The organism is Pedobacter sp. GW821-FHT01D05 (assembly GCF_059422505.1).
The window spans coordinates 311,270-335,440 of the sequence record NZ_JBWKXA010000004.1 but is presented as its reverse complement, the minus strand read 5'-3'; the positions used below and the strand labels follow the sequence as shown (position 1 = coordinate 335,440).

21 protein-coding genes are annotated in these 24,171 nt (G+C 36.8%); 8 read left to right on the top strand and 13 right to left on the bottom strand.

Annotated elements, in window-relative coordinates; genetic code table 11:
• Window positions 1-80 precede the first annotated feature (80 nt).
• The 3 genes from AC07VK_RS16495 to AC07VK_RS16485 all read left to right on the top strand — a co-directional run bounded on the left by AC07VK_RS16495 (window position 81) and on the right by AC07VK_RS16485 (window position 3,652).
• On the top strand, window positions 81-2,237 hold the full coding sequence (locus AC07VK_RS16495) for a transglycosylase domain-containing protein (RefSeq protein ID WP_492953780.1): 2,157 nt from the start codon (window positions 81-83) through the stop codon (window positions 2,235-2,237).
• 157 nt (window positions 2,238-2,394) lie between these two features.
• Window positions 2,395-2,937, top strand: a complete 543-nt coding sequence (gene hpt / locus AC07VK_RS16490) for a hypoxanthine phosphoribosyltransferase (RefSeq protein ID WP_492953781.1) — start codon at window positions 2,395-2,397, stop codon at window positions 2,935-2,937.
• 55 nt (window positions 2,938-2,992) lie between these two features.
• Window positions 2,993-3,652 carry a phosphatidylserine decarboxylase family protein gene (locus tag AC07VK_RS16485; protein WP_108197006.1) on the top strand — a complete coding sequence of 220 codons (660 nt, stop codon included), beginning with the start codon at window positions 2,993-2,995 and terminating at the stop codon, window positions 3,650-3,652.
• A 326-nt stretch (window positions 3,653-3,978) separates the two neighbouring features.
• Here AC07VK_RS16485 and AC07VK_RS16480 read toward each other — a convergent pair whose 3' ends face one another.
• From AC07VK_RS16480 to trmD, 6 genes are all read right to left on the bottom strand, one after another.
• Entirely contained in the window at window positions 3,979-5,154 is a 1,176-nt protein-coding gene (locus AC07VK_RS16480; RefSeq protein ID WP_492961790.1) for a mechanosensitive ion channel family protein, read from the bottom strand.
• Window positions 5,155-5,224: 70 nt separating this feature from the next.
• Entirely contained in the window at window positions 5,225-5,572 is a 348-nt protein-coding gene (gene rplS / locus AC07VK_RS16475; RefSeq protein ID WP_057930964.1) for a 50S ribosomal protein L19, read from the bottom strand.
• Window positions 5,573-5,804: 232 nt separating this feature from the next.
• Window positions 5,805-6,293: a hypothetical protein gene (locus AC07VK_RS16470; protein WP_492961788.1), complete on the bottom strand. Its 489-nt coding sequence runs from the start codon at window positions 6,291-6,293 to the stop codon at window positions 5,805-5,807.
• 114 nt (window positions 6,294-6,407) lie between these two features.
• Window positions 6,408-8,189: a sensor histidine kinase gene (locus tag AC07VK_RS16465; protein ID WP_492961786.1), complete on the bottom strand. Its 1,782-nt coding sequence runs from the start codon at window positions 8,187-8,189 to the stop codon at window positions 6,408-6,410.
• Window positions 8,167-8,802, bottom strand: coding sequence for a response regulator (locus AC07VK_RS16460; protein ID WP_492961784.1), 636 nt, complete (start codon window positions 8,800-8,802; stop codon window positions 8,167-8,169). Before AC07VK_RS16460 ends, AC07VK_RS16465 begins: the two co-directional genes overlap by 23 nt.
• Before the next feature lie 64 nt (window positions 8,803-8,866).
• Window positions 8,867-9,541: a tRNA (guanosine(37)-N1)-methyltransferase TrmD gene (trmD, locus tag AC07VK_RS16455; protein WP_492961782.1), complete on the bottom strand. Its 675-nt coding sequence runs from the start codon at window positions 9,539-9,541 to the stop codon at window positions 8,867-8,869.
• 203 nt (window positions 9,542-9,744) lie between these two features.
• Here trmD and AC07VK_RS16450 point away from each other — a divergent pair, with 203 nt between their 5' ends.
• Window positions 9,745-11,898, top strand: coding sequence for an ATP-dependent helicase (locus AC07VK_RS16450; protein ID WP_492961780.1), 2,154 nt, complete (start codon window positions 9,745-9,747; stop codon window positions 11,896-11,898).
• A gap of 31 nt (window positions 11,899-11,929) precedes the next feature.
• On the opposite strand, the gene rimM is transcribed toward AC07VK_RS16450, so the two are convergent.
• Both rimM and AC07VK_RS16440 read right to left on the bottom strand, forming a co-directional pair.
• The gene (rimM, locus tag AC07VK_RS16445) at window positions 11,930-12,457 is read right to left on the bottom strand and encodes a ribosome maturation factor RimM (protein ID WP_492961778.1); all 528 of its coding nucleotides are present in this window, start codon (window positions 12,455-12,457) and stop codon (window positions 11,930-11,932) included.
• Window positions 12,458-12,624: 167 nt separating this feature from the next.
• Window positions 12,625-13,197, bottom strand: coding sequence for a 30S ribosomal protein S16 (locus AC07VK_RS16440; RefSeq protein ID WP_492953789.1), 573 nt, complete (start codon window positions 13,195-13,197; stop codon window positions 12,625-12,627).
• A 143-nt stretch (window positions 13,198-13,340) separates the two neighbouring features.
• On the opposite strand from AC07VK_RS16440, the gene AC07VK_RS16435 reads away from it, so the two are divergent.
• A complete protein-coding gene (locus AC07VK_RS16435; RefSeq protein ID WP_492953790.1) occupies window positions 13,341-13,862 on the top strand; it encodes a 5' nucleotidase, NT5C type in 522 nt (173 codons plus the stop codon).
• 61 nt (window positions 13,863-13,923) lie between these two features.
• Here AC07VK_RS16435 and AC07VK_RS16430 read toward each other — a convergent pair whose 3' ends face one another.
• Entirely contained in the window at window positions 13,924-17,040 is a 3,117-nt protein-coding gene (locus AC07VK_RS16430) for a DUF2135 domain-containing protein (RefSeq protein WP_492961776.1), read from the bottom strand.
• A gap of 176 nt (window positions 17,041-17,216) precedes the next feature.
• On the opposite strand from AC07VK_RS16430, the gene AC07VK_RS16425 reads away from it, so the two are divergent.
• On the top strand, window positions 17,217-17,540 hold the full coding sequence (locus tag AC07VK_RS16425; RefSeq protein ID WP_029274899.1) for a heavy metal-binding domain-containing protein: 324 nt from the start codon (window positions 17,217-17,219) through the stop codon (window positions 17,538-17,540).
• 84 nt (window positions 17,541-17,624) lie between these two features.
• On the opposite strand, the gene pfkA is transcribed toward AC07VK_RS16425, so the two are convergent.
• The 4 genes from pfkA to AC07VK_RS16405 form a co-directional block, all read right to left on the bottom strand.
• Window positions 17,625-18,608 carry a 6-phosphofructokinase gene (gene pfkA / locus AC07VK_RS16420; protein ID WP_492953792.1) on the bottom strand — a complete coding sequence of 328 codons (984 nt, stop codon included), beginning with the start codon at window positions 18,606-18,608 and terminating at the stop codon, window positions 17,625-17,627.
• Window positions 18,601-20,295 (bottom strand): protein-disulfide reductase DsbD family protein, encoded by a 1,695-nt coding sequence (locus AC07VK_RS16415; protein WP_492961774.1) that lies wholly within the window; start codon window positions 20,293-20,295, stop codon window positions 18,601-18,603. The genes pfkA and AC07VK_RS16415 overlap by 8 nt, the downstream gene beginning before the upstream one ends.
• Window positions 20,296-20,445: 150 nt before the next feature.
• Window positions 20,446-20,895, bottom strand: coding sequence for a protein-disulfide reductase DsbD domain-containing protein (locus tag AC07VK_RS16410; RefSeq protein ID WP_492953794.1), 450 nt, complete (start codon window positions 20,893-20,895; stop codon window positions 20,446-20,448).
• A gap of 7 nt (window positions 20,896-20,902) precedes the next feature.
• A complete protein-coding gene (locus AC07VK_RS16405; RefSeq protein WP_492961772.1) occupies window positions 20,903-21,679 on the bottom strand; it encodes a biotin--[acetyl-CoA-carboxylase] ligase in 777 nt (258 codons plus the stop codon).
• A 44-nt stretch (window positions 21,680-21,723) separates the two neighbouring features.
• On the opposite strand from AC07VK_RS16405, the gene rsfS reads away from it, so the two are divergent.
• Window positions 21,724-22,098 carry a ribosome silencing factor gene (gene rsfS, locus AC07VK_RS16400; RefSeq protein ID WP_057930976.1) on the top strand — a complete coding sequence of 125 codons (375 nt, stop codon included), beginning with the start codon at window positions 21,724-21,726 and terminating at the stop codon, window positions 22,096-22,098.
• A 27-nt stretch (window positions 22,099-22,125) separates the two neighbouring features.
• Window positions 22,126-24,144, top strand: coding sequence for an ATP-dependent zinc metalloprotease FtsH (gene ftsH / locus AC07VK_RS16395; RefSeq protein WP_492953796.1), 2,019 nt, complete (start codon window positions 22,126-22,128; stop codon window positions 24,142-24,144).
• Window positions 24,145-24,171 lie beyond the last annotated feature (27 nt).

The following is a 24,171-nucleotide window of genomic DNA, read 5'->3' as shown; positions in this document are numbered from 1 at the left end:
TTAGGCTTTTTAACTGTAATTTTAACACGAAATAAACATTTAATTGTTACGTTTAAGCAATTAACCATTTTAACGACTATATGCGAATACCAAAAATTAAGATCCCCAAAAAATATTTAAAAATCGGAGCCTGGGTTTTAGGTGTTTTTTTAGTTGTTTGTATTGCTTTAGGTGCGGTTGCCTATAGCAAAAGGGAAGCACTTCTTAAAAAAATGGTCGCCAAAGCAATTGCTAAGGCCGATAAGGATTATGGTTTGGAAGTTAAAATCGGATCGGCTGGTTTTACAGGCTTTAGCACTGTAAAAATGACCAATATTTCTGTTGTTCCTAAAGATAGGGATACGCTTTCTAATATTGGCGAACTTAGCGTTGGTGTTAAACTTTTCCCGCTCATTTTTGGCAAAGTAAAACTCTCAGAAGTAAAACTGAACAATGGTTTTGTAAGTGTTGTACTTAAAGATTCGACCACAAATATCGATTTCATCTTAAAGCGCAAAAAAAAGGACAGCACCCAAACCAATGGAAAAGCCAACTTACCGGAAATAGCCAGTAACATCTTAAATCAGGTTTTATACAAAATCCCTGACGACATGGATGTGAAGAATATGATCTTTAAACTAAACGATCATGACACAGCCAAATTGAGTTTTGCAACGACGGCTACAATTGATGGGGGTGACTTAAAATCAACCATTGATGTGAATGGTCACGAATCTACCTGGCATGTAGATGGATATGTAAATCCAGGCAGCAAAGAATTAAGCTTTACCGCTTATGCTGATGGAAAAAAACTGGAATTACCTTACTTAAACAACAAGCTCCATGCAAAAATAAATTTTGACACCTTACAAACCGAACTTAAAAATGCGAAATACAGTGGAGACGATTATAAAATTTCTGGCTCCTGGTCGGTAAAAAACATGCTAATTAATCAGCCGCGCATTGCTTCAAACGATATCATTATACAAAACGCAAAACTGGATGCCGATATTCTGGTAGGACCTAATTACATTGCTTTAGACAGCACTTCAACAGCCTACCTAAAAAATGCACAGATCCATCCTTTTGTTAAATATACTTTAGGAAAGAACAAAATATATGAGTTAAAACTAAATGCCGAAGAACAGGATGCGCAAGGCGTTTTAGATGCTTTTCCACAAGGCCTGTTCGAATCGCTGGAAGGATTAAAAGTACAGGGCAAGGTGAAGTATAACCTAAATTTTTATTTAGATACAAAAATACCTGATAGTGTGCGCTTTAGTTCTACCTTAACACCGGTTGATTTCAAAATTGTACAATGGGGTAAAACCAATCTACAAAAAATCAATAGCCCATTTGTATATACACCTTATGAGTATGGTAAACCGATGCGCAATATTACCATAGGTCCATCAAATCCGAATTTTACACCATTATCTTCAATATCGAAAAACTTTATTAATGCGGTTTTAACAGCAGAAGACCCATCATTTTTTACACACAATGGCTTTGTTGAAGAATCGATCCGTAAATCAATCGCAGTAAACTTTAAAGAAAAGAAATTTAAACGCGGTGGCAGTACCATCAGTATGCAGCTGGTTAAAAATGTTTATTTAAGCCGTCAAAAGACCTTGGCCCGTAAAGCCGAGGAGATATTAATTGTTTGGCTTATTGAGCACAATCACCTGGTAAGCAAACAACGGATGCTCGAAGTATATTTCAACATTATGGAACTAGGCCAGAATATTTATGGAATAGGCGAGGCTTCGCGTTATTATTTTGGAAAACAACCTGCCGATTTAACCATCGGTGATGGATTGTTCCTGGCGAGTATTGTTCCTAAACCAAAAGCATCGATGTATAAATTCATGGCTGATGGTAGTTTGAAACCTTACATGTTCAACTATTTTAGGTTTATGGGAAATATTATGGCAAGAAGAGGTTTAGTGGCGAGCGATACTTCTGGCTATGGCTTCTATAATGTACGTTTAAGAGAGGGCCTTCGCCAGTATTTAGCACCTGATACGGCTGTTGTTGATACTACAGCATTTGATGATGACGGAGACGGCTTACCAGTTGTAATTGTACACGATAAAAATAAAAGTTTCTTCGAACGCCTTTTTGGTGGTGGATCTAAAAAAGATACTACAAGCAAACAGATAACCACACCAACCGATACTACTAAAACCAAAAAACAATTGAGGCAGGAGCGTAGGGAGGAACGAAGACGACAAAAGGAATTGGAAAAAACGCAGTAGCAATGAGTTTGCGGTTGTCAATTGGCAGTTACCAGTTGAGCCACACCATTAAACAATTAACCATGACCAAGTTTGCAATTGGTGGTTTACGGTTCTTAGTTAAAACCAACGATTAACCAATTTATACAATTAAACAAAATAACCTTTAAACAGCAGCATGCACAAAATAAAAGTAGAGGATAAAGAGTTCGAGATATTTTTAGAGAACGATACCTTAAACAAACGGATCCGTTTACTGGGCATCCAGATCAATGTTGATTACGAGGGTAAATGCCCGCTATTTATTGGTGTATTAAATGGTAGTTTTTTGTTTATGGCCGATCTAATCAAAGAAATAACCGTACCCTGCGAAATTGCTTTTATGCGTGTGGCCTCATACGAGGGAACAGCAAGTTCGGGAAATGTAAAAGAATTAATCGGACTGCCCGATAACATCGAAGGCAGAGATATTATCATTGTAGAAGATATTGTTGATACAGGCTTAACCTTAACGCATATTTTAAAAACGATAAAAGAAAAAAATCCTGCTTCAATTAAAGTCGCTTCTCTTTTGCTTAAACCAAGTGCTTTAAAATATGAAATTGAAGAACTAGAATACGTTGGTTTTGAAATACCTAACGAATTTGTGGTGGGTTACGGATTAGATTACAATGGCCTTGGCAGAAACCTAACTGATATTTACAGAGCAACCGGGGCATAATTTTTAGATTGGATTAATTTATTTTTCGCACCTTTGCCCAATAATTTCTAAAACAATGACCATACATAAAGAAGGCTACACCACCATTGCCTTAAGCATATTGTTTATCTTCGTAATCAACGCAGTAGTTGATTATAAATATCACGACATTACCTGGTTGCGCTGGTTCATTTATATCTTTTCAGCAGCATTATTTATTATTGTACTGCAGTTTTTCCGCAACCCAAGCCGCAGCTTTTCTTCGGGCGAAAACCTGGTTATCTGCCCGGCAGATGGCAAAGTGGTAGTAATTGAAGAAACAGAAGAAGGTGAATATTTTAAAGATAAACGTTTACAGGTTTCAATTTTTATGTCGCCAATAAATGTTCACATTAACCGCAATCCAATTTCTGGAGTGGTGAAGTTCTTCAAATATCACCCGGGAAAATACCTTGCGGCGTGGAATCCAAAATCATCAACAGAGAATGAACGTACTACAACTGTTGTGGAGCATAAAAATGGCACCCCCGTATTGTTCCGTCAAATTGCCGGTGCTTTAGCCCGCAGAATTGTATGGTATGTAAAAGAAGGCGACCAAGTGGTACAAACAGAGCAGTTTGGCTTCATTAAATTCGGATCGAGGGTTGATGTGTTTTTACCTGTAGGGACAAAAGTTAACGTGGAGCTTAACCAGGTTGTAAAGGGTGGAATCACTACCCTGGCGACTTTAAGTTAAGGATATAATATTTTAAAAGAAGCCGGTTTAGTTAATGCTAAATCGGCTTTTTTGTTCATTTTACAAATATTTAGATGGCAATTTATATCCCTTTAGGATATTCTATACATATTCTAATTTAGTCGTCACCCTGAACCGAGCTTTAGCGAGCTCACCGAAGGTAATTCATTTCAGGGTCTATTTTGCAGGAAAGATGCTGACCACGAAGTAGCTACAAGACAATTGAAAACACTATCCTACTTGTAAAATAAATTCAGCATGACGATCATCGTCTAAGCAAATAGTTAAATTAATAAATATTAATCGGATGCAGGGTATGTAATCACTTAATCCATAGCATCATTACCTACCTCTTCTTTATCACCTGCAGGAGCTGGCCTATCGCTAATTAAGCGTTGTGTAGGGTAGGCAAAATCCGACTTATTACGGATAACGATATCCATAATTTCAAGGTTGATCTCTTGTCTGATTTTAAGGAATTCGGTATAATTTAGCACGGTTACAAAATAGTTAACCTCTACATTTAAACCCGAATCGCCAAAGCTCTTAAAGGAAGCATTTCCATCATCACTGGTACCTTGATGATTATTGATGTAACTTTCTATCTCGGTAATAATTTTTCTAAGTGATTCCGAATTAGTTTCATAAGTAAGTCCGATGATAAAAGAGACCTTGCGCGAATTCCTTAGTGAAAGGTTTTCCAAAACGCCATCAATCATACCTCTATTAGGTATAGTAGCCATCGTTTTTTCAGAGGTTCTGATCCTTGTACTCCTAAAACCTACTTTTTCAACCGTTCCTTCCACACCATCAACCTTTACCAGATCGCCAACGGTAAAAGGTTTATCTAAAAAAATGGTGAACGAACCTATTAAGTTCTCTAAGCTCTCTTTAGCAGCCAAAGCAATGGCAATACCACCAATGCCCAATCCAGTAATCAGCGTTAATACATTAACCTCGAAAACAAAACCAAGAAGGGTAAAAAAACCGATAAATATTACGATCGTTTTAAACAGCTCTTTTAAAAAGGGCACCAGCTGATCGTCGGCCTTATTATCTGTAAGCGAAGCTTTATAAAGAAGCACGTGGCTAATAAAGTCGATTATCCTTAAAATAATCCAAAAAATAGATAGGATGATCCCAAACAAAAATATCCGGTCAATACAATCGCCAATTGTTACAGGTATTAACTCTTTAACCTTACCAATTAATTTACTGTAATGGAATACAGCTACCTCTAGTGGGTGTTTTAACTGGTTAATGGATAGATAAAGTGTGGTTAACAGAATAAAAACCTCGATGGGTTTTACCAATAAGGCAACAAAAGCATCGTTATGCGATTGATTTGAAAAGTTTCTGAAAAGCTTAAACAGCAACCTACTTAACAGCTTAGAAACAATGTTCTTAAAAACTAAGCCTAAAAAAAGTAGGCCTCCGAAAAGGAAATAGGCTTTTACGGTATTACCCCAAAACACTTGGTCGAAAAAAGCAGAATCTAACATTTAACAAAGGTACAAACAAAAAAACCTCCACGAAATTAATCGTGAAGGCTATATCTTATAATAAAGAATATTATTTTCTCAAAGATTTGATACGAGCAGCTTTACCAGTTAAAGCACGTAAATAGAACAATTTCGCTCTACGAACTTTACCATAGCTATTCACTTCTACTTTCTCAATATTTGGAGAACTAAAAGGGAAAATACGCTCAACACCAACGCCGTTGCTCATTTTACGAACGGTGAAGGTTTCGTTAGCACCTGCACTGTTACGTTGTATTACAACACCTTGGTAAATTTGAACACGTTCTTTATTACCTTCGCGAATTTTATAGTGTACGCTCACTGTATCGCCAGACTTGAACGCAGGAAAATCTTTTTTCGCGATGGCCTGCTCTTCAACAAATTTTACTAAATCCATGATTTTAAGCTATTAAACCAACTTTCTTTACCTTGAAAATCGGATTGCAATATTAGGGATTTTTTTTCATATAAAAAAACCTATTTTAATTTTTTCCACAATCTTTATGAATTCCACATTCGATTGTGTTAAATGCTTCTATTCCAAAAGATCAGGAGAGCACTTATTCGCGAATATATCTCAAAATTTAGTGTTCAATATCCTAAGGTAAAATATTTACCTATTAATGATATCAAATGTGAATAATACAATTAGGCAATGTTTCTTCCGCTTTTATTATCTTTTCTAAAATGCTATCCCGACTTTCTTCCACCCCTTCGTCGTGAGGCGATATATGCAGTTCTTTGAGGTTTTTTAAATCTTTTAAAACCCATATATCTTCTAAGCGGATTTTGGTTCTCCAGATATCGAGGTATTCCAGATCGGTCAGTTTGTTCAGATAAGGCAAACACGCTTTAGTAATATCTTCATGCTTCATCAGGGTTAAATCTTTAAGCTGCTTAACATTGCTGATCAATTTAACTCCCTCATCGGTAACTCTCGTTTCTTTTAAATAAATACTTCCCATAACCGAAACTTTTGCAAAAAGCATGGCTAAATACGCATCATCAACCAACGAATCGATACTGGTAAAACCGGGCAGTTCTGTAGGGATATTTTTCGCTTCGGTAATATGTCCGAAATGCCACCAAAACTGTTTTTCTGCGCCCCTGAGTTCCATTTTTTATTAAAGGGTATATTGCTTTAATAAGCTAAGGTATGCGAAATATACTCAGGTAAACATACCCATTAAAGGGTATATTAACAGCTACACAACTCAAGAAAAAGGCTAAATTTAACGATTGGATGGAATATTAATCTGAATAATAGTGCCTTCATTTTTAGCACTGCTAATTTCGAAACTACCTTTGTAGTAATTTACTCTCTTTTCAATGTTTTCGAGCCCAAAGCCCTTGCTTGTTTTCTGCAGATCGAAGCCGAGCCCATCATCGGTAAACTGAAAATGGTAATTTTTGGTATATTTATAAAGCTCCAAGGTAATCAACTCAGCATTACCATGTTTAATGGCATTATTTATAACCTCAAGTGTAATGAGATATAAATCATAAATCCACTTTTCATCAATTTTATCAGGAAAATCATAACAGAAAAGTTCAATTTTTGCATTTGTTAAACCTGCGTTCAGGCTTGATATCTGGCTTTGTAAACTAGATATCAAAGCGCCTTCATCAAGTGCTTTCGGCAGTATTTTATGAGATATTTCTCTGATATCTTCTGCCAGTTCGTTTATGGTTTGCTTGGCAAGCTCGGCATTCTTCATGTCAAAGAGATGAATAATATGGGCAATCTTGCTCCCTACATTGTCGTGAATAATATTAGCGATGTTTCTCCGCTCTCGTAGCTGGACCTCACTAATGGCCCTCAGCGAGCTTTCTTTTTCGAAAATAACCTGTTGCATCAGTTCGTTGTTCTTCAAAAAAATATCAATATAATTTCTTGATAAAACATATCCGAACAAAAACACTTCATAAAGGCCGATAAACAACATCCAATTATCGCCCAGTGATTTTGGAATAATTTCAAATGTCTTTAAAATTAAGCACGCGCCCCATACAAACTGTGGCGCAAAGGCAAGAAGCGCATAAATAGCCTGGGTTTTTTCAATTTTCAGGTGCGTTAATGCCGCCCAGAAAAGTACGACAATAGAAGCCAGGAATATCGTATAGCCCAACACAAAAAAGTAGCGAAATTCAAACCCCTTATAAAACACCAATAAGGAAATCGAAATTAAAATCAGTGAAAAGTTTATACCGCCAAGCACTATAATTAACTTATGTTTAACCGGCTGATTTTCTTTTAACTTTAAAAAATATTCAAGAAAAATACTCAGGGCAATATACCAAAGTGCTCCCGTATAAACCCGGCCCTCGCTAAAAAACCTAAACTCGGGAAATAAAACATGCTTGGCGAAATTGGTTGTAATTGCCGCGTAAAACACAGTCAATACAGAATAGCCAATGTAATAACCATATAACCTGCTTTTAGTCATGAAAAACAATATCCCATTGATCATGAGCAGCAAAAATACCATACCGATAAAAAAAGATGTCAGCGCTGTTTTTTGAGATGACTTGCTTTCTAAATAAACCTGATCTTCCAAACTATAAGAAAAATCTAAATAGGACGTCTCTTTTTTAACCCGTACCCAAAGTAATTTTTCTTCGCCTGGCTGCAGGTTAATTTCAAATGCCAGGGTTTCAATAAACGGACTCTTGCCAGCCGTTCTATCGCCAATGGTTTTAATTAATCTACCATCGTAAAGGCTAAGGCTATCGATATGGTTATTGTTAAAACACAACCATGTTTTATTGCTTTGCGAAGTATTTATATTTTTAATAATAAATCTGCACCATACCGCCGCATTTTTGTTATAGCCAATATTAACCTTGCTATCCTGCTTAAATGGATGAAATTTTTGTTTTTGGAGCATCCCGCTCGTCCACGACGAATTTTGGTCTAAAGCATAGCCGGATATTACAGATATTGATTTGTTTGTGGTTTGTGCACAAGAGAGTAGCGGGAATAGCAAAAAGCTAATCAAGTAGATTATTCTCATGAGCAAACTTAATGAGCGAACTGCTGTTATTGATTTCCAACTTCCGGTGGATGTTCTTCCGATGGGTAGTTACGGTTGTTATGCTGATAAATAAGACTTCAGCAATTTCTTTACTGGTTAATCCTTTAATGATTAATTTAATAATCTCTTTTTCCTGTCTGGATATCCTGAATTTATTGACGATTGAACCATCAATGGCGCTATACACACTCTCGCCTTTTTTATAACTCTTATTGGTATAAAACGTTGTGTCTTTATTTGATTCGATAATACTGATAAGCTCTTCGGCAGGTGTTTCCTTTTTTAGGAAAGCATTCACACCCAGTTTCTTTGCCTTTTGAATCAGAAAATCTTCGTAATAAGCAGTGAGAACAATTATTTTGGTATTTTTTAGTTGGGATCTGAGTTCTTCGATCAATACAAAACCATCAAAGTGGTTAATATTTAAATCACAGATGAAAACATCAGCAATGTTTTGCATTAAATGGTTTCTGCAGGAATGTACATCGCTGAATTTAAAAATGCCATAATTGTTCCCGGTATTTTTAAGCAATTCGGAAATGCCGTTTAAAAAAAGTAAATGGTCATCACAAATAACGATTTGTTTGGGCATATTATCGGGAACTAGAAGCGTTTCTCCTAAAATAGAATTTACCTTTATAATTTACAAGGAAATTTTATTCTAAAAGGTCAGGGCGCCGGGTTTTCGTCCGCTCCAAGGCTTGTTCGTGCCTCCATTCATTCACTTTAGCTTCATGGCCGCTTAATAAAACATCGGGCACTTTATGTCCACGCCAGTCTGCCGGGCGGGTATAAACTGGCGCATCAAGCAGTTCTCCCTGAAAACTATCAGATAGGGCAGAAGTTTCATCATTTAAAACGCCCGGGATTAAACGCACAACAGCATCTACCACAATCGCTGCAGGTAGCTCTCCTCCGCTTAAAACATAATCACCTACCGATATCTCCCGGGTAACAAAGATATCGCGTATGCGCTGATCTATGCCCTTGTAGTGGCCACATAAAATAATAATGTTCTTTTTAATAGAGAGTTCATTGGCTGTGCTCTGGTTTAAAGTAACACCATCGGGACTCATGAAAATAACCTCATCGTATGTTCTTTCTGCCTGAAGCTTTTCAATACAGGCCGCAAAAGGCTCAATACTCATCACCATACCGCTACCCCCGCCGTACTGGTAATCGTCTACACTTTTTTGTTTGTTGGTTGCATAATCCCTCAGGTTATGGACAACAATTTCGGCTATGCCTTTTTTTTGTGCGCGTTGCAAAATAGAATGAGCAAACGGACTTTCTAATAAAGCTGGCAAAACGGTTATAATATCGAAACGCATGCTGCAAAGGTAAGTCTTTAGTCTGAAGTCTTTAGCCTGAAATAGAATTTCGCTGGTTGATCATATTTGAATGGATAGGAAGTAAGAATAAGTCGTATAAATAATTCCAGAAGAGATTCAAAATTAGATACCCTTAAAAATTCGTAAATTAGCTTAAAGTTAAAAAAAACAGAGGCCACCAGATATTAAAGTTCACCATTCCAATGGAGAAAGTAAAAACTGATTTAAGCAATTTAAATGACCAACAGAGGGAAGCCGTTGCTTCAGAAACAAAACGGTTGCTCGTTCTTGCTGGTGCGGGTTCAGGAAAAACAAAAACACTTTTGCAAAAATTGATTTATTTAATTGAAGAAAGGAATGTTAATCCCTCTAATATATTAGCTATTACATTTACTAAAAATGCCGCTAATGAAATGCTTGATAGGCTGATCATTTCGGCGGATGATACCGAAAACTATCGTGAAATTTTATCAGATAAAAATAAATCTGCAAAAGAAAAGGATATTGAGCGATATTTTTTCAGTAAAAAGTACAAATGGATTGAAAATATCACACTTCGTACATTTCACAGTTTGTGCTATAATATTTTAAGAAATTTTGGCGTAAACGAGTTTGATAATAAATTCAAAATAATTGGTGAAACAAAAACCCACGAAGATGAGTTCGCAAAATATTCTGCAACAGAAACATCCTTTGAGGTTATGCATAAAATTTTGATTGAATGTTGTGAATCGAAAAATTACCTTTTAGATTTAAAAAGATATATTCTTGATTATTTAGTAGATAAAATTCATCAAAAAAAACAAACTACGCCTAATTTATATCCCGAGGGAAAGTATTACACATCTTTAAATGGAACAAAAGTAAGATCCAAATCCGAGCAATATATTTCAGACTGGCTTTATAGACACAGTATAAAATTTGAATATGAACCAATTATAAATTTTTCTGATTTTGATTTCAAACCCGATTTCTTTATTCCTGAAGCAAATTTATACATCGAACATGTTAGTGACAAAAGCTATTTAACTAAAAACAAAGAAGATCAGTTTCGAAAAGCAAACAAACTTCTTGTAAAAACTTATGAGAAGCAAACAGAAGATACAGCTCTATTTAATATTACGCTAGAAAAGATCGTTAAGAACAGACTACCTGCAAATTACCACTATATTAGTGCGTTAAAGTTTGAAGAAGAGTTTAAATTTTACCACAAAGAAATAAAGGACTTCTTAAGATTGGCGCTTTCAACCTTGGATTTGATAAAGGTCGAAAATTTAGCAACGGATGTATTATTGAAAAAATCGCAACAAGATCAACATGAAAGAGTAAGAGATTTTTACAAACTAGCTATCCCATTATTAAAAGAGTATCAGAAGTACTGTACCAATAAATCATATTTGGATTTTAACGATATGATTATTAAAACCATTGATTTATTCAAAAATCATAAAGAAATCGGTGATAAATTCAGACAGAAGTTTGAGTACATTTTAGTTGATGAATTTCAGGACGTAAATAATCTTCAAGTAGAGTTTATCAAATTATTGTTAACACAAAATAATCAATTGTTTTGTGTTGGAGATGATTGGCAAAGTATTTATGGCTTTAGGGGGTCTAATGTTGATTACATTGTAAATTTTGAAAGCTATTTTCCGCATTCCAAAACAATAAAATTAAATATGAACTATAGAAGCACTGAGCATATAGTAGGTGCTAGTAATGAAGTTATAAAACACAATAAATTTAAGGTTGAGAAAAATATTCAATCCTTTAAAAAATCAGATAACAAAATCACCATCTTTGCTGGAAAAGATGAAAATGAGAATCTCGACTATGTTGTCGATGAGGTAAAAAAATTAATTTTAAAAGGCTATTTAAGAGAAGATATTCTTTTTTTGTACAGAAGAAGCAAGATGTTTAATCCTTATTTAGATCGCATGAAACATGAAAAATTGTCTGTTACAGGAAAAACAATACATGCATCAAAGGGTTTGGAAGCTAAAGCCGTTTTCATTATTGGACTAACCGAAGGAAACGGCGGTTTCCCCGATATTTGGATGGAGGATAGAATTTTTCAAGCAATAAAGATTTCAAATCATGATTTATTGTTTGAGGAAGAAAGAAGGCTTTTTTATGTTGCCATTACTAGGGCCAAAGATGAGTTGTTTTTAATTACTGAAAAAGGAAATGAATCAAGCTTCTTAAAAGAAATACCAGACATTTTTACTCATAAAATAAACTTTTTATTTAAACCGATAATTGAACATAATAAAACATGTAATAGCTGTAAAAATCAGCTAGATACAAATTTTGTTTTTTGCCCTTACTGTGGAAAAAAACAAATTGAATCTAATTAATACTTTTTTAGCTAAAATCAGAAAGATTATTTTATTTTTCTAAATAGATATCCAGCAAACCTTCAGGCAGATCCAAAGTCAAGCTTTTTTCATCCTCGTCGTATTCTACAATAAAGTCTTCATTTAGCGGGAACAGGATTTCGGTTTCTTTATACATCACTGTAGCCACAAATTGTTGTGGATATTCGTTTACTTCCAAAATTTCACCCAATTCGCCCAAAGTTTCATCTATTGCTAAATAGCCTTTAAAATCGGTATAGAAAAATTCTCCTTCTTCGCGTTCTGGCATTTGCGATAGGGGCAGGTATAATTTCTTTTTTAATAGCGGCTGCACTTTATCGATATGATCAGCATCATCAAAGTTAAAATAGCCGGTTTTATTGGCCTGCAGTTTTGCCGAAGCCACAAAATACGGAACAAGCTTACCGTTCATATCCGCAAATACCACATCAAATTCGAGTTGTTCGTATTCATCAAATTCGAAAAATACCTGAACTTCTCCTTTTAAACCTCTCGTTTTGGTAACGTAACCTATATAAAATGCTTCTTCGTGTTTCATACCCCAAATTAAACGTCACCCTAACCTGTAGCATAGCGGAAAGCTACGCAGTATTTATTTCAGGGTCTTCCCAGAAAGATGCTGAAACAGGTTCAGCATGACGAACTGTAAATAAAAATAGCGTTCCGAAATTCGGAACGCTATTTTATGAGACAAAATAATTAAAATTATTCTGCTCCTTCTTCTTTAGTAGCTTCTGCTGCAGGAGCCTCTTCAGTTGCTTCAGCTTCAACAGCTGGTGCTTCTTCTGTAGCTTCTTCTTCAACAACTTCTTCTGCAACTGGTGCATTTTTAGCTGCGATAGCTGCTGCTTTATCTTCTTTTTTCTTAGCTTCTGCTGCTAATGCCGCTTTACGCGCATCTGCTTTAGAAGTAGCTAAACCTTCTGATTTACCAGAAATTTTACCTGCTTTAGCATCTAACCAAGCTGCAAATTTTTCATCTGCCTGTTCTTGAGTTAAAGCACCTTTTTTAACACCACCTTCTAAGTGTTTTTTGTACAAAACACCTTTGTAAGAAAGGATAGCGCGAGCAGTATCAGTTGGTTGTGCACCACTGTTTACCCAAGCTAAAGTTTTTTCGAAGTTAATTTCGATGGTTGCAGGATTGGTGTTTGGGTTGTAAGAACCTAAACGCTCAATAAATTTACCATCACGTGGAGAGCGAGAATCTGCTACCACAACGTGGAAAAAAGGTTTTCCTTTTTTACCGAATCTTTGCAATCTGATTTTAGTTGCCATTTCTTTTTGTATTTATGTATTCAACATAGTTCCCGGAGCTTCATGCTGCGGGGCTGCAAAGATAACTAAAATACTGTAAATTAAAAACATAGTTTAATTTCTTTGTTTTCAGGATATTTGCGCCGAAATATTTGCAGGTACAAATGGAAAGAATTGCGATTGATATGGACGAGGTAATTGCCGATGCCCTTGGAAAATTTATTAAACTATATAACCGGGATTTTAACGTTCCTTTAGACTTAAAAATCGATGCCGGAAACGAAATCTATCACCATGTTCCGCAAGATGTTAACCAGAAATGGTTCGAATATATAAACGAGCCTGGTTTTTTCCGCGATCTTGAGGTTATTGCTGATAGCCAACGGGTAATTAAGGCTTTACAGGAGAAGTATGATGTTTATATTGTTTCGGCAGCGATGGAGTTCCGAAATTCATTGGTTGATAAGTACGATTGGATGGCCGAACATTTTCCTTTCATCGATTGGCAGCACATTATGTTCTGCGGAAATAAAATTGTAAATGTTGATATTATCATTGATGACCGCACTAAAAACTTTGTGAATTTTGCAGGCAGACCATTGTTATTTACCTCTCCACATAATTTATTGATAACCGAATACGAGCGCGTTAATACCTGGGAAGAAGTAGCAGGTTTATTGCTATAATATTAATTCATGGGGGTCGACTTAAGTCGACCCCCATGAATGCAATTAATCAATATAATCCCTAAAAATTAAATTCGCCTACAAGGTTGGCTCCGCTACTTCTGGCTGCCATAGGCAATACAATTACTTTCCGCTGTTGTTTGCCTGTTGCGTATCGGGTATAAATCTCAGCCGTCACCGTTGTTGGCCCGCTAATATTAATCTGGCTATCGCCGTAATAGTTAACCTCGATTTTATATTTTCCCTTTATTGCTTTTTTGATCATAAATTGTTCGGGGCCATAACCGGAAGTGAAATCGTTGCTGATCCTGCCACCTATTTTTGTTCTCGAGTTTCCATAAAATCCTTTTTCGCCAGTTGGGTCGGTTAGCCATAAATCGATATCAGTATCGTTTTTATTCCAATTGAGCACCACGCGCACATCTACTGGCAAAGGCTGTATTAACCTTTTATCAATCCCCCTGATACTTAGGCTTTTGCCGTGTTTTGCAATCAGGTTATTGATTTCGGATAACACAATCTCCTCGATTCCCTGGTCTCGATCGGTAATCTGACTGTTATAACTTTGGGTAAGTACCTTATATAAATAATCAAGTGCAGCCTGGTATTGCCCGTTATCTGCCAGTGCTAAAGCGTAATCGCGGTAACTCTGCGCATCCATTGGTCGCCATTGTAAAATCTTCTTTGTGATAAAAATCTCGTCTTTATAATTTCCGGTCTGTTTTAATTTATAGGCTAAAATTTTATATAAATCGGCATTCTCCAAGTCCAGATCGGCAATATTACTTAAAATGGTCAGTGCCCTAATGCTATCTTTCTGTTGGTAAAACCAATTGGCTACATCAAAATAAAACATCGGTGTGCTGATGTAGCTTGAACGCATTTTTAAATAAGCCTGATAAGCGCTGTCTGGTTTTCCAACCAGGTTTTTCATATAATCTTTATCACTTTTAAATTCGGGGATTATAATTGCGGGTTGTTGTTGTACCGGTGGCGGCATCCTTATTGCATCTACATTTTGCACTTGAACACCTGCAACCCTACCCGCGAGAGCACCATCCAAACTTCCTGATGTACCACTACTATATCGATTTGAGACTGTCGCTGCAGAGCCAGTAGTAACAGTTTTGCTTTGAGCTGAGTAACCAACAACTACAACCTCATTAAGCATTTTATCATCGCTAGCCCTTGCATCTTCATCTTTTTTTACAACGGGCGCGGGCATTCTTACCCGACTTGCAGACTCAGCTCTGTTTCTTGCGCGTAACTGTTGTGCAGCTGCTTCTCTCCTTGTTCCTTCGCCAACTGGTTCTGAAAGCACGATATCAGCAGTAGGATCTCCATTTACCTCTCTTTGCCCCGGATCAGGGTATCTTTCCTTCTTTTTTTCTGGTTCTTTATAGTAAAAATCTGTATTCCACCATGTTTTCAGTTCTTTGGCCATGGCTACCGCAGCATTGATTAGATCCTGTTTACGTTCCAAAATAGCAATTCTGCGTTGCTTCAAAACGGCATTATAGGCCTGCTGCAATTCAACAGGGGGTACAATATCATAACGCAGGTAATCATCAAGATTCTCTAACACGATGAGGCTGGTATTACGGGTAACAATACCAAATTGTTTACTCAAAACACTAATATCATCCTTATTATCTTCATATTGAATGTCCATTTCAGCAATTTTCTTCTGCGCCCAAACACGGCTAACATCAATGCTGCTTAAAGTATGCTCCGTAGCATTTAACCGAACAACCTGTTCTGAAACAACAGTATTTCCAAAACCAAACTGCAACGTAAATTCCGTATTAAACTCATTCATAATGCCAGCTAAAGAGAAATGTCCGTTTACATTTACTTTCATTGAAGGATAAGTCTGCCTTACATCTGCTCCGTTTTTAATGCCTAAAAACTGTAGGTTTTGCTGGTTCACTTGTTTAAAAGCCTCGGAAACTGACGTGGAATTAAGATTTACAAATTGCCCCCCGGTTTTCATACTGATAAACTTTAATGTGCTATAATCTGCTTTAAGTGCTGTGTTGATACAATGAACAGGTTTATTTAAGCTCACCGTATTTTTCCCGAACGTAGATAGTCCATCAGTAAATAAAATATATTCGTCGGCCTGCAGGCTTTTAGCGTTTATGGCACTGAAATTTGTCCCTCCATCATACACAAGATTCTTCAGTTTATCTTTTAACTGTGTCCAGTTACCGTTCGAGATGACAAAAGTGCCTGCGTTCTTAAAGCCATTGTTAACCAAACCCAGTTGTATAGTTAAATTTTGTTTTTGTTTGATGATTAAATCCAGCAGTTCTATTTCCTTCTCGGTATTGCGCTGCATACCACTTAAAGAAACATCCCACATTACACCTATTTGATTACTCCACTGTTTTTTCCGGCTGTCGGTTTTAGGGAAAACATTCACTAGAAAATAATAACCAGTTGATGCTTTTTGCATTTGCACTTCAGTCAGGTCATTCCGTTTGGGCAGGTTAATAGTCAGGCCGTTTTTAGGCTGATAATTGGTTTTATTAATCTCTCCAACATAGGTATTTCCGTTGGCTTTAAGATCAAAACTACCGCCTGGCTGTTCACCCAGCTCTGGTTTTATGACACTTTCAAAAACGGTAGTTTTTAACGAAAATTTCTCAATGGCCTGGTTATAATCTAATGGCAAATGATACCTTAAAACATTCTTATTATTAAAACTTAACTCTTCCTCATAACCTACAATTATGGTTCTGCTGCCATTAGCAGGTAAGGGATAAATCCTGGTACGGAAATTATTTCCTTCAACTTTTTCCAATAAGCCCGGATCTATCCTACGGCGCTCAATACTCTCGAAAACCTCCGTTGCTTTGGCTTTTTCTACGGGAACGGCTTCGCGCATTTTCCCATTAATATCTAAAGCGTACCGGCTTATGCTAACGCCTTCTGGCATTGGAAAGGTGAGTTCACCTTCTAAAATACGGTTACTGTTATTGTGGAAGGTCATTGTCATTACCGTTGTGGCCACATTTCCTGTAATCTGCACATCAATATTTAACTTTTTAAGTTTAACGGCATCTTTTTGCTCGCTGGTTTCGGTCTGCTGTACCCTTAAAACAGGCATTTGCGCCTGAACAAAAAACATGACCAATAATAGGGGAAGGGTGAGTAAGGTTTTAGATGGTCTCATAACAGTAATTTTAAATAGTGATGCAAAAGCATTAGCGATTACATAAATTTATTTTCTGAGCCTCATCTTTTTTGGGTTTTGGAAGTAAAAAAAACTTTTCAAAAATCTAAAATGGGCTTTTCAAAAAAAATGTAACATTTCTAAAAAAAATTGTTCTAATTATTAAAACTGAAACTATGTTAGTAACCACAACGCCTTCAGTTGAGGGCAGAAAAATTGTAAAATATATAGGTCTTGTTACCGGAGAAACCATTATTGGCGCAAATATTTTTAAAGATTTATTTGCTGGCATAACAGATATAGTAGGGGGCAGATCCAGTTCTTATGAACGCGTTTTAAGAGAGGGAAAAGATACAGCAGTTAACGAAATGCAGCAATATGCAGCTGCCCTTGGTGCAAATGCTATTGTTGGCGTAGATTTAGATTATGAAACTGTAGGCAGCGGAGGCAGCATGTTAATGGTAAGCGCCAATGGCACTGCGGTTATTTTAGAAGACTAAGAAATTGCTTATTGCGAAAACTAAGCAAAAACAAGAAAGTCTTTCCGGTGCGGGAAAGACTTTTCTTTTTTATCCTGTTTTCGATTAAAACGAAAGTATATCGATTAATTTAAGCCATTTAGAACTCACTTTTTCAGCATTAATGTGTTTAATGGCATGATCAAAGGGCGTAAAAACAATTTCACGGTTAATCTGGCCAGCCATAACACCGCTTTCGCCATTAATTAAACCCTCTACAGCAGCAACACCTAAGCGGCTCGCCAGCACACGATCCATACAGGTCGGTTTTCCACCACGCTGAATATGCCCTAAAACTGAAACTTTAGTATCATAATGCGGATATTTTTCCTGAAGAATTTCGCCAACCTTAAATGCGCCACCGGTATCATCACCTTCAGCAACGATAATGATTTTCGAAGCTTTATCTTTACGGCTATGCTCCAGTTTATGTAAAATGTCGTTCGCATTCATGTTTGCTTCCGGAATCATAATGGCTTCGGCACCAACACCGATTCCACTTCTTAGAGCAATTAACCCGGAGTCGCGGCCCATTACCTCTACTATAAAAAGCCTGTCGTGCGATTCGGCAGTATCTCTGATTCTATCCACCGCGTCGATAACGGTATTAATGGCAGAGTCGTAGCCAATGGTAAAATCTGTTCCTGCTAAATCGTTATCAATAGTGCCAGGCAAACCAACAATTGGGAAATCGAACTCTTTTGAAAAAATATTTGCGCCTGTAAATGTTCCATCACCGCCAATTACAACCAAGGCATCAATTCTATTGGCTTTTAGGCTTTCATAAGCTGTTTTTCTACCCTCAACTGTTTTAAAAGCTTCGCTACGTGCCGTTTTTAAAATGGTTCCTCCGCGCTGGATAATATTTGCTACAGATTTGCGGTCCATAGGGATAAAATCATTGTTGATCAACCCTTCGTACCCACGGATAAACCCGGTTACTTCGATATCATAATAAATTGAGGCCCTTACCACGGCCCTGATTGCGGCATTCATGCCTGGCGAATCTCCACCAGAGGTTAAAACACCAATATTCTTAATCTTATTCATTTGTTTGTTTCTTAGCAAATTCTGATAATCCATTATCAAGATATTGCAAATATTTATCTATATTAAATTCTACTCCGATAGGAGGCGAAACTAATTCTTTTTCATCAGTACCCAAAAGTACATAATATGGTTGCGAAATGGTATTAAATCTTTCGGCCTGCAAATGTTTAAATTTTTTACCAACCGTATTCACTTTTGTGCCTAAAATTTTAGAATCAAATTGTTCAGCAGCTGGCAGATCCGTTTTATCATCGGTGTAAAGCGATACAACAATATAATCTTCTTTCAACTTTTTAAGCACCCTTGGGTCAGACCAAACCCTTGCCTCCATTTCGCGGCAATTTACACAGCCATGGCCTGTAAAATCAAGAAATAACGGTTTTTTTACCTCCTTTGCGTAAGCCAACGCTTCCTGGTAATCAAAAAATCCATCAATATTATGCGGAATGTGCAGGAATTCAGCATATTTACGCTTAGCATGGCTGGTTGCTGTTATCTGGCTTGATCCGCCACCACTATCTTGTCCGATCACAAAATCCTGAGTAGAAAGCGGAGGTACCAACGCACTTACGGCTTTTAAAGGAGCTCCCCATAGGCCTGGAATTAAATATATCGCAAATACGAAAGTGGCGGTTGCAATAAATAACCTCGGCACTGAAACATAAGGAAGATCACTATCGTGAGAAAATTTGATTTTTCCCAGTAAATAAACGCCTAAAATTAGCGCCAGTACAATCCAAATGGCCAAGAAAATCTCTCTATCCAATATGCCCCAGTGATAAGCCAAATCGGCTGTCGAAAGGAATTTTAAAGATAGGCCCAACTCTAAAAAGCCAAGAAAAACTTTAATAGAGTTTAACCATCCGCCTGATTTTGGCAATCCCGTCATTAAACTCGGGAAAATGGCAAACATGGTAAAAATTACCGCTAACGATAATGAGAAACCAAACATTACTACAACAGGTGTTAGCAAATCGGTATTAATGGCAACTAATGAGGTTCCGATCAGTGGGCCGGTACAAGAGAAGGAAACAACTGCTAAGGTTGCTGCCATGAAAAAGATCCCGCTTAAACCTTTAGCATCCGATTTTGCATCAAGTTTATTTACAAATGAACTTGGCAGGGTAATTTCGAAAGCACCTAAAAACGATACGCCGAAAACAATCAGTATAAGAAAGATGAAAATATTAAAAAATCCATCGGTAGATATTTCATTTAATGCACTGGCGCCCCAGATCAAGGTAATAATTACGCCTAAACCAACATAAATTACAATGATCGATAAGCCGTAAATAATGGCACTTCTGATTCCTTTTGCTCTGCTTTCGGCTCTTTTGGTAAAAAAACCAACAGTAAGCGGCACCATGGGAAAAATACATGGAAGAAAAAAAGCGGCAATACCGGCCAACAGGCCTAAACCAAAGGTTACCCAAAGCGATTGTTTAGGGGCATCCTTACCAGCTACCGTAGCTTTTTCTACTTTGGCTGTATCCTTCTTAAGGGTATCTTTTTCCGTTTTTACCTGACTATTGGCTGCACTATCCTGTGCAGAGCCTACTTCGGTAAAAACAATATCATCGGGAGGAGCAGTTGCTGTGGTATCCTGTGTTACCAGGGCGTAACTCTTAACGGCTGGCAATGCAACAAACATTGTAGCCATTAACAACAATAATAAAACCTTTTTCATTTGTGTGTTTTGTGTGTGTATTTTTTGAAACCGTGAAATTAAGAATAATTTTATAAACGATTTTTTTTAAACCACTACTCCACGTAGATTTTACTTTAAAAAGAAACAGTCCCGAAAATTCGGGACTGTCTGTAAATATTTTGATGTCAACTATTTAACCGGAACGCTAAATTCAACTTCTTCTGGTGGAAGACATTGTTTATCGTTACAAACCATAAACTCAACTTTTCCTTTAACAGCAGCTGTACCCTTATTTAATTTCACCTTTTGCTGAAAAATTACCGCTTTTTCGAAATAGCTTACGTTCATTTTAAATGTACTTTCGTATTTAACAACTGCTTTAGGTTCGATTGTTTTACCAACAAGGCTAAAATCTTTGGAAGGGGCAAAAGTAAATGTAGTTTTTACCGGACCACCATCTTTCACATTTTGCGAATAGATATGCCATCTATCTTCGATTGTAGCCTTTAAATATATGATGGCTTCATCTTTACTTATCTTCTTTGCAGAATAAGCCCAGGTTACCGGCTTTTCAATTTGGGCAAATGCACCCGCGATGGTAAAAAGTACCATCGAAAGTACTAAAGTGATTTTTTTCATTGTGTGTTTATTTTGTGTGTGTAAATTCTATTTCTTTAAAATTAAAGCCTTTCAGGCCGTTCTTTGTATCAACGGTTAGCCTACCATCATCTTCAACTCCTACTATAGTACCTTCAAAAAGCGCTCCATTTTGCATATACAACGCTGGAATATTAAAGTTATAAAGCCTTGAAAGGTAATCATTTTGTAAAATACTATATTTCCCAGTCCTCAAAATTAAGTAGTATTTTTCCATAAATATGAATAATTTATCCATAATATCCATTAAAGCTACATCTCTTTGTAAAATTTGAATGACGGAAGTAGCGCGTTGGCTAATATTATCCGAAAATTCGGATTGGTTAATATTTAAACCAATGCCAATTACTGAGGATTTAATAGAATTGCCTGTCAGTGTATTTTCGATTAATATCCCCCCTAATTTCTTATTTTGGTAATACATATCATTCGGCCATTTTACTTTTATCCCGTCTTGAACAAAACAGGCTAAAGCATCACTAACGGCTAAACTAACGGCTATATTTAAATAAAACTGCTTATTTAGGGGCAAAAAAGAAGGTTTTAAATAAATGCTTGTGCTTATATTTTTCCCTGCCTGTGTTTGCCAAACGCTTTCCTGCTGTCCTCTTCCGGCAAACTGATTATCTGCCATAATTACAGTCCCTTCGGCTAATGGCTCGGATTTTGACACCAAATCTTTTAAAAAGTTATTAGTAGAATCAACTTCTTTTAATTTGATTAAATTTTGACCAACAAATAGTGTCGAAAAAGTGTTATTTTGCAAGTGTTGAATTTATAATATTGTAATTCCAAAATTAAAGCATTTTAATGGTAAAAAAGAAAATAGTAGCCCTTTCTACATACCTTTCTGAGTTAGCCGTTCACGGCATACAGGAGAAAAAAGGAGAAGATATTGTGCGGTTAGATCTTAGAAATATTCATACCTCAGTGGCTGATTACTTTATTATTGCGAGCGCCAACTCCGGTACTCAGGTAAAAGCTATTGCTGATAGTGTAGAAAAAGAAATATATAAAGCCACTCAGGCCGATCCAAGACATAAAGAAGGTTTCGAATCTGCAGATTGGATTATTCTTGATTATTTCGATGTGGTTGTGCACATTTTTAAAACTGAAAAGCGCCACTTTTATGGCATAGAAGAACTTTGGGGGGATGCCGAAAGCACAAATTATCAAAGCGCATAACCTATAGAACCATTTTGACAAAGACAAATGAACGACAATCAAAATACCAACGAAAAACAAGGAAAAAGAATTCCAAATATCCCTAAAAAACCACAAAAAGGATCGAAATTTAATATTTTCTGGGTGTACGCGGCCATTATTATAGCCATTATTGCAGCACAGTTCTTATTTACTACCGATGGCGGTAAAGAAGTTACTTACCAAAAGTTCGAACAACAGATGTTACTTAAAGGCGACGTACAAAAAGTTGTTGCCTATAAATCCGACGATTTAGTCCGTGTAGAGGTTTATATCAAAAAAGATAGTTTAGAAAAAAAGAAACTATACGATGCCTACAAAAGCAATAGTACCTTTAATGTAAATAACACCGCTAGCCCTGTTGTATATTTTAATGCTGGTACAATGGATGGCCTTGATAAACAACTTGCCGATTCGCAAAAAGATCTTCCTGCTAACCAGCCAAGGGTATTGGCCGAGAAAACCAGCCGCAGCAATCCGTTAGCAAGTTGGTTCTTAAGTATCATTTTACCAGTGCTGCTTTTAATCGGGTTCTGGATTTTTATGATGCGCAGAATGGGCGGTGGTGCCGGCGGTGGAGGCCAGATCTTCAGTATCGGAAAATCAAAAGCAACTTTATTCGATAAAGAAAGCCAGGTAAACATTACTTTCAACGATGTTGCAGGTTTAGAAGAAGCAAAAACAGAGGTAATGGAGATTGTAGATTTCCTTAAAAACCCTAAAAAATATACCGATTTAGGTGGAAAGATCCCTAAAGGTGCTTTACTTGTAGGTTCGCCGGGTACTGGTAAAACCTTGTTGGCTAAAGCTGTTGCAGGCGAGGCCCAGGTTCCTTTCTTCTCGCTGTCAGGATCTGATTTTGTAGAGATGTTTGTTGGGGTAGGAGCATCTCGTGTTCGCGACTTATTTAAACAAGCAAAAGATAAATCGCCATGTATCATCTTTATTGATGAGATTGATGCTATTGGCCGTGCGCGTGGTAAAAACGGTGTAATGGGCGGAAATGATGAACGCGAAAACACCTTAAACCAACTTTTAGTTGAAATGGATGGTTTTGGCACGAATACACATGTTATTATTTTAGCCGCTACCAACCGTGCTGATGTTTTAGATAAGGCTTTATTAAGAGCAGGCAGGTTCGACAGGCAGATTTATGTTGATTTACCGGATGTTATCGAGCGTAAACAAATTTTCGAAGTTCACATCACTCCGCTTAAAAAATCAGAAGAGCTTGATACCGAATTTTTAGCAAAACAAACGCCAGGATTCTCAGGAGCAGACATTGCAAATGTTTGTAACGAAGCGGCATTAATTGCTGCCCGTAAAAACAAATCGGCAGTTGATAAGCAAGATTTCTTAGATGCTGTTGATAGAATTGTAGGTGGTTTAGAAAAGAAAAACAAAATCATCACCCCAAGTGAAAAACGCGCTATTGCTATTCACGAAGCTGGTCATGCCACAGTAAGCTGGTTGTTAGAACATGCGGCGCCTTTAGTTAAAGTTACTATTGTGCCACGCGGACAGAGCTTAGGTGCAGCCTGGTATTTACCAGAAGAACGCTTAATTGTTCGTCCTCACCAAATGCTCGACGAAATGTGCGCAACTATGGGTGGTAGGGCAGCTGAAAAAGTGATGTTCGATACCATTTCTACCGGTGCACTTAGCGATTTAGAAAAAGTAAATAAACAAGCCAGAGCAATGGTTACCATTTATGGTTTGAACGATAAATTAGGAAATATTACTTATTACGATTCATCTGGTCAGAATGAGTATAATTTCTCTAAACCATATTCAGAGGATACCGCATTAACGATCGACAAAGAAATTTCGGCATTAATTGAAGGCCAATACCAAAGAGCAATTAGTTTATTAGAAGAAAATAAAGATAAATTGATCCAATTGGCCGATATCCTGATCGAAAAAGAAGTTTTATTTAAAGACGATTTAGAAGTGATTTTTGGTAAACGATTATTCGAAAACCAAGGAGAAAGCGGAACTCCCGGACATATTACTCCGGTAGAAGCATAAATAAATAATTTCTATTATTACATTTGC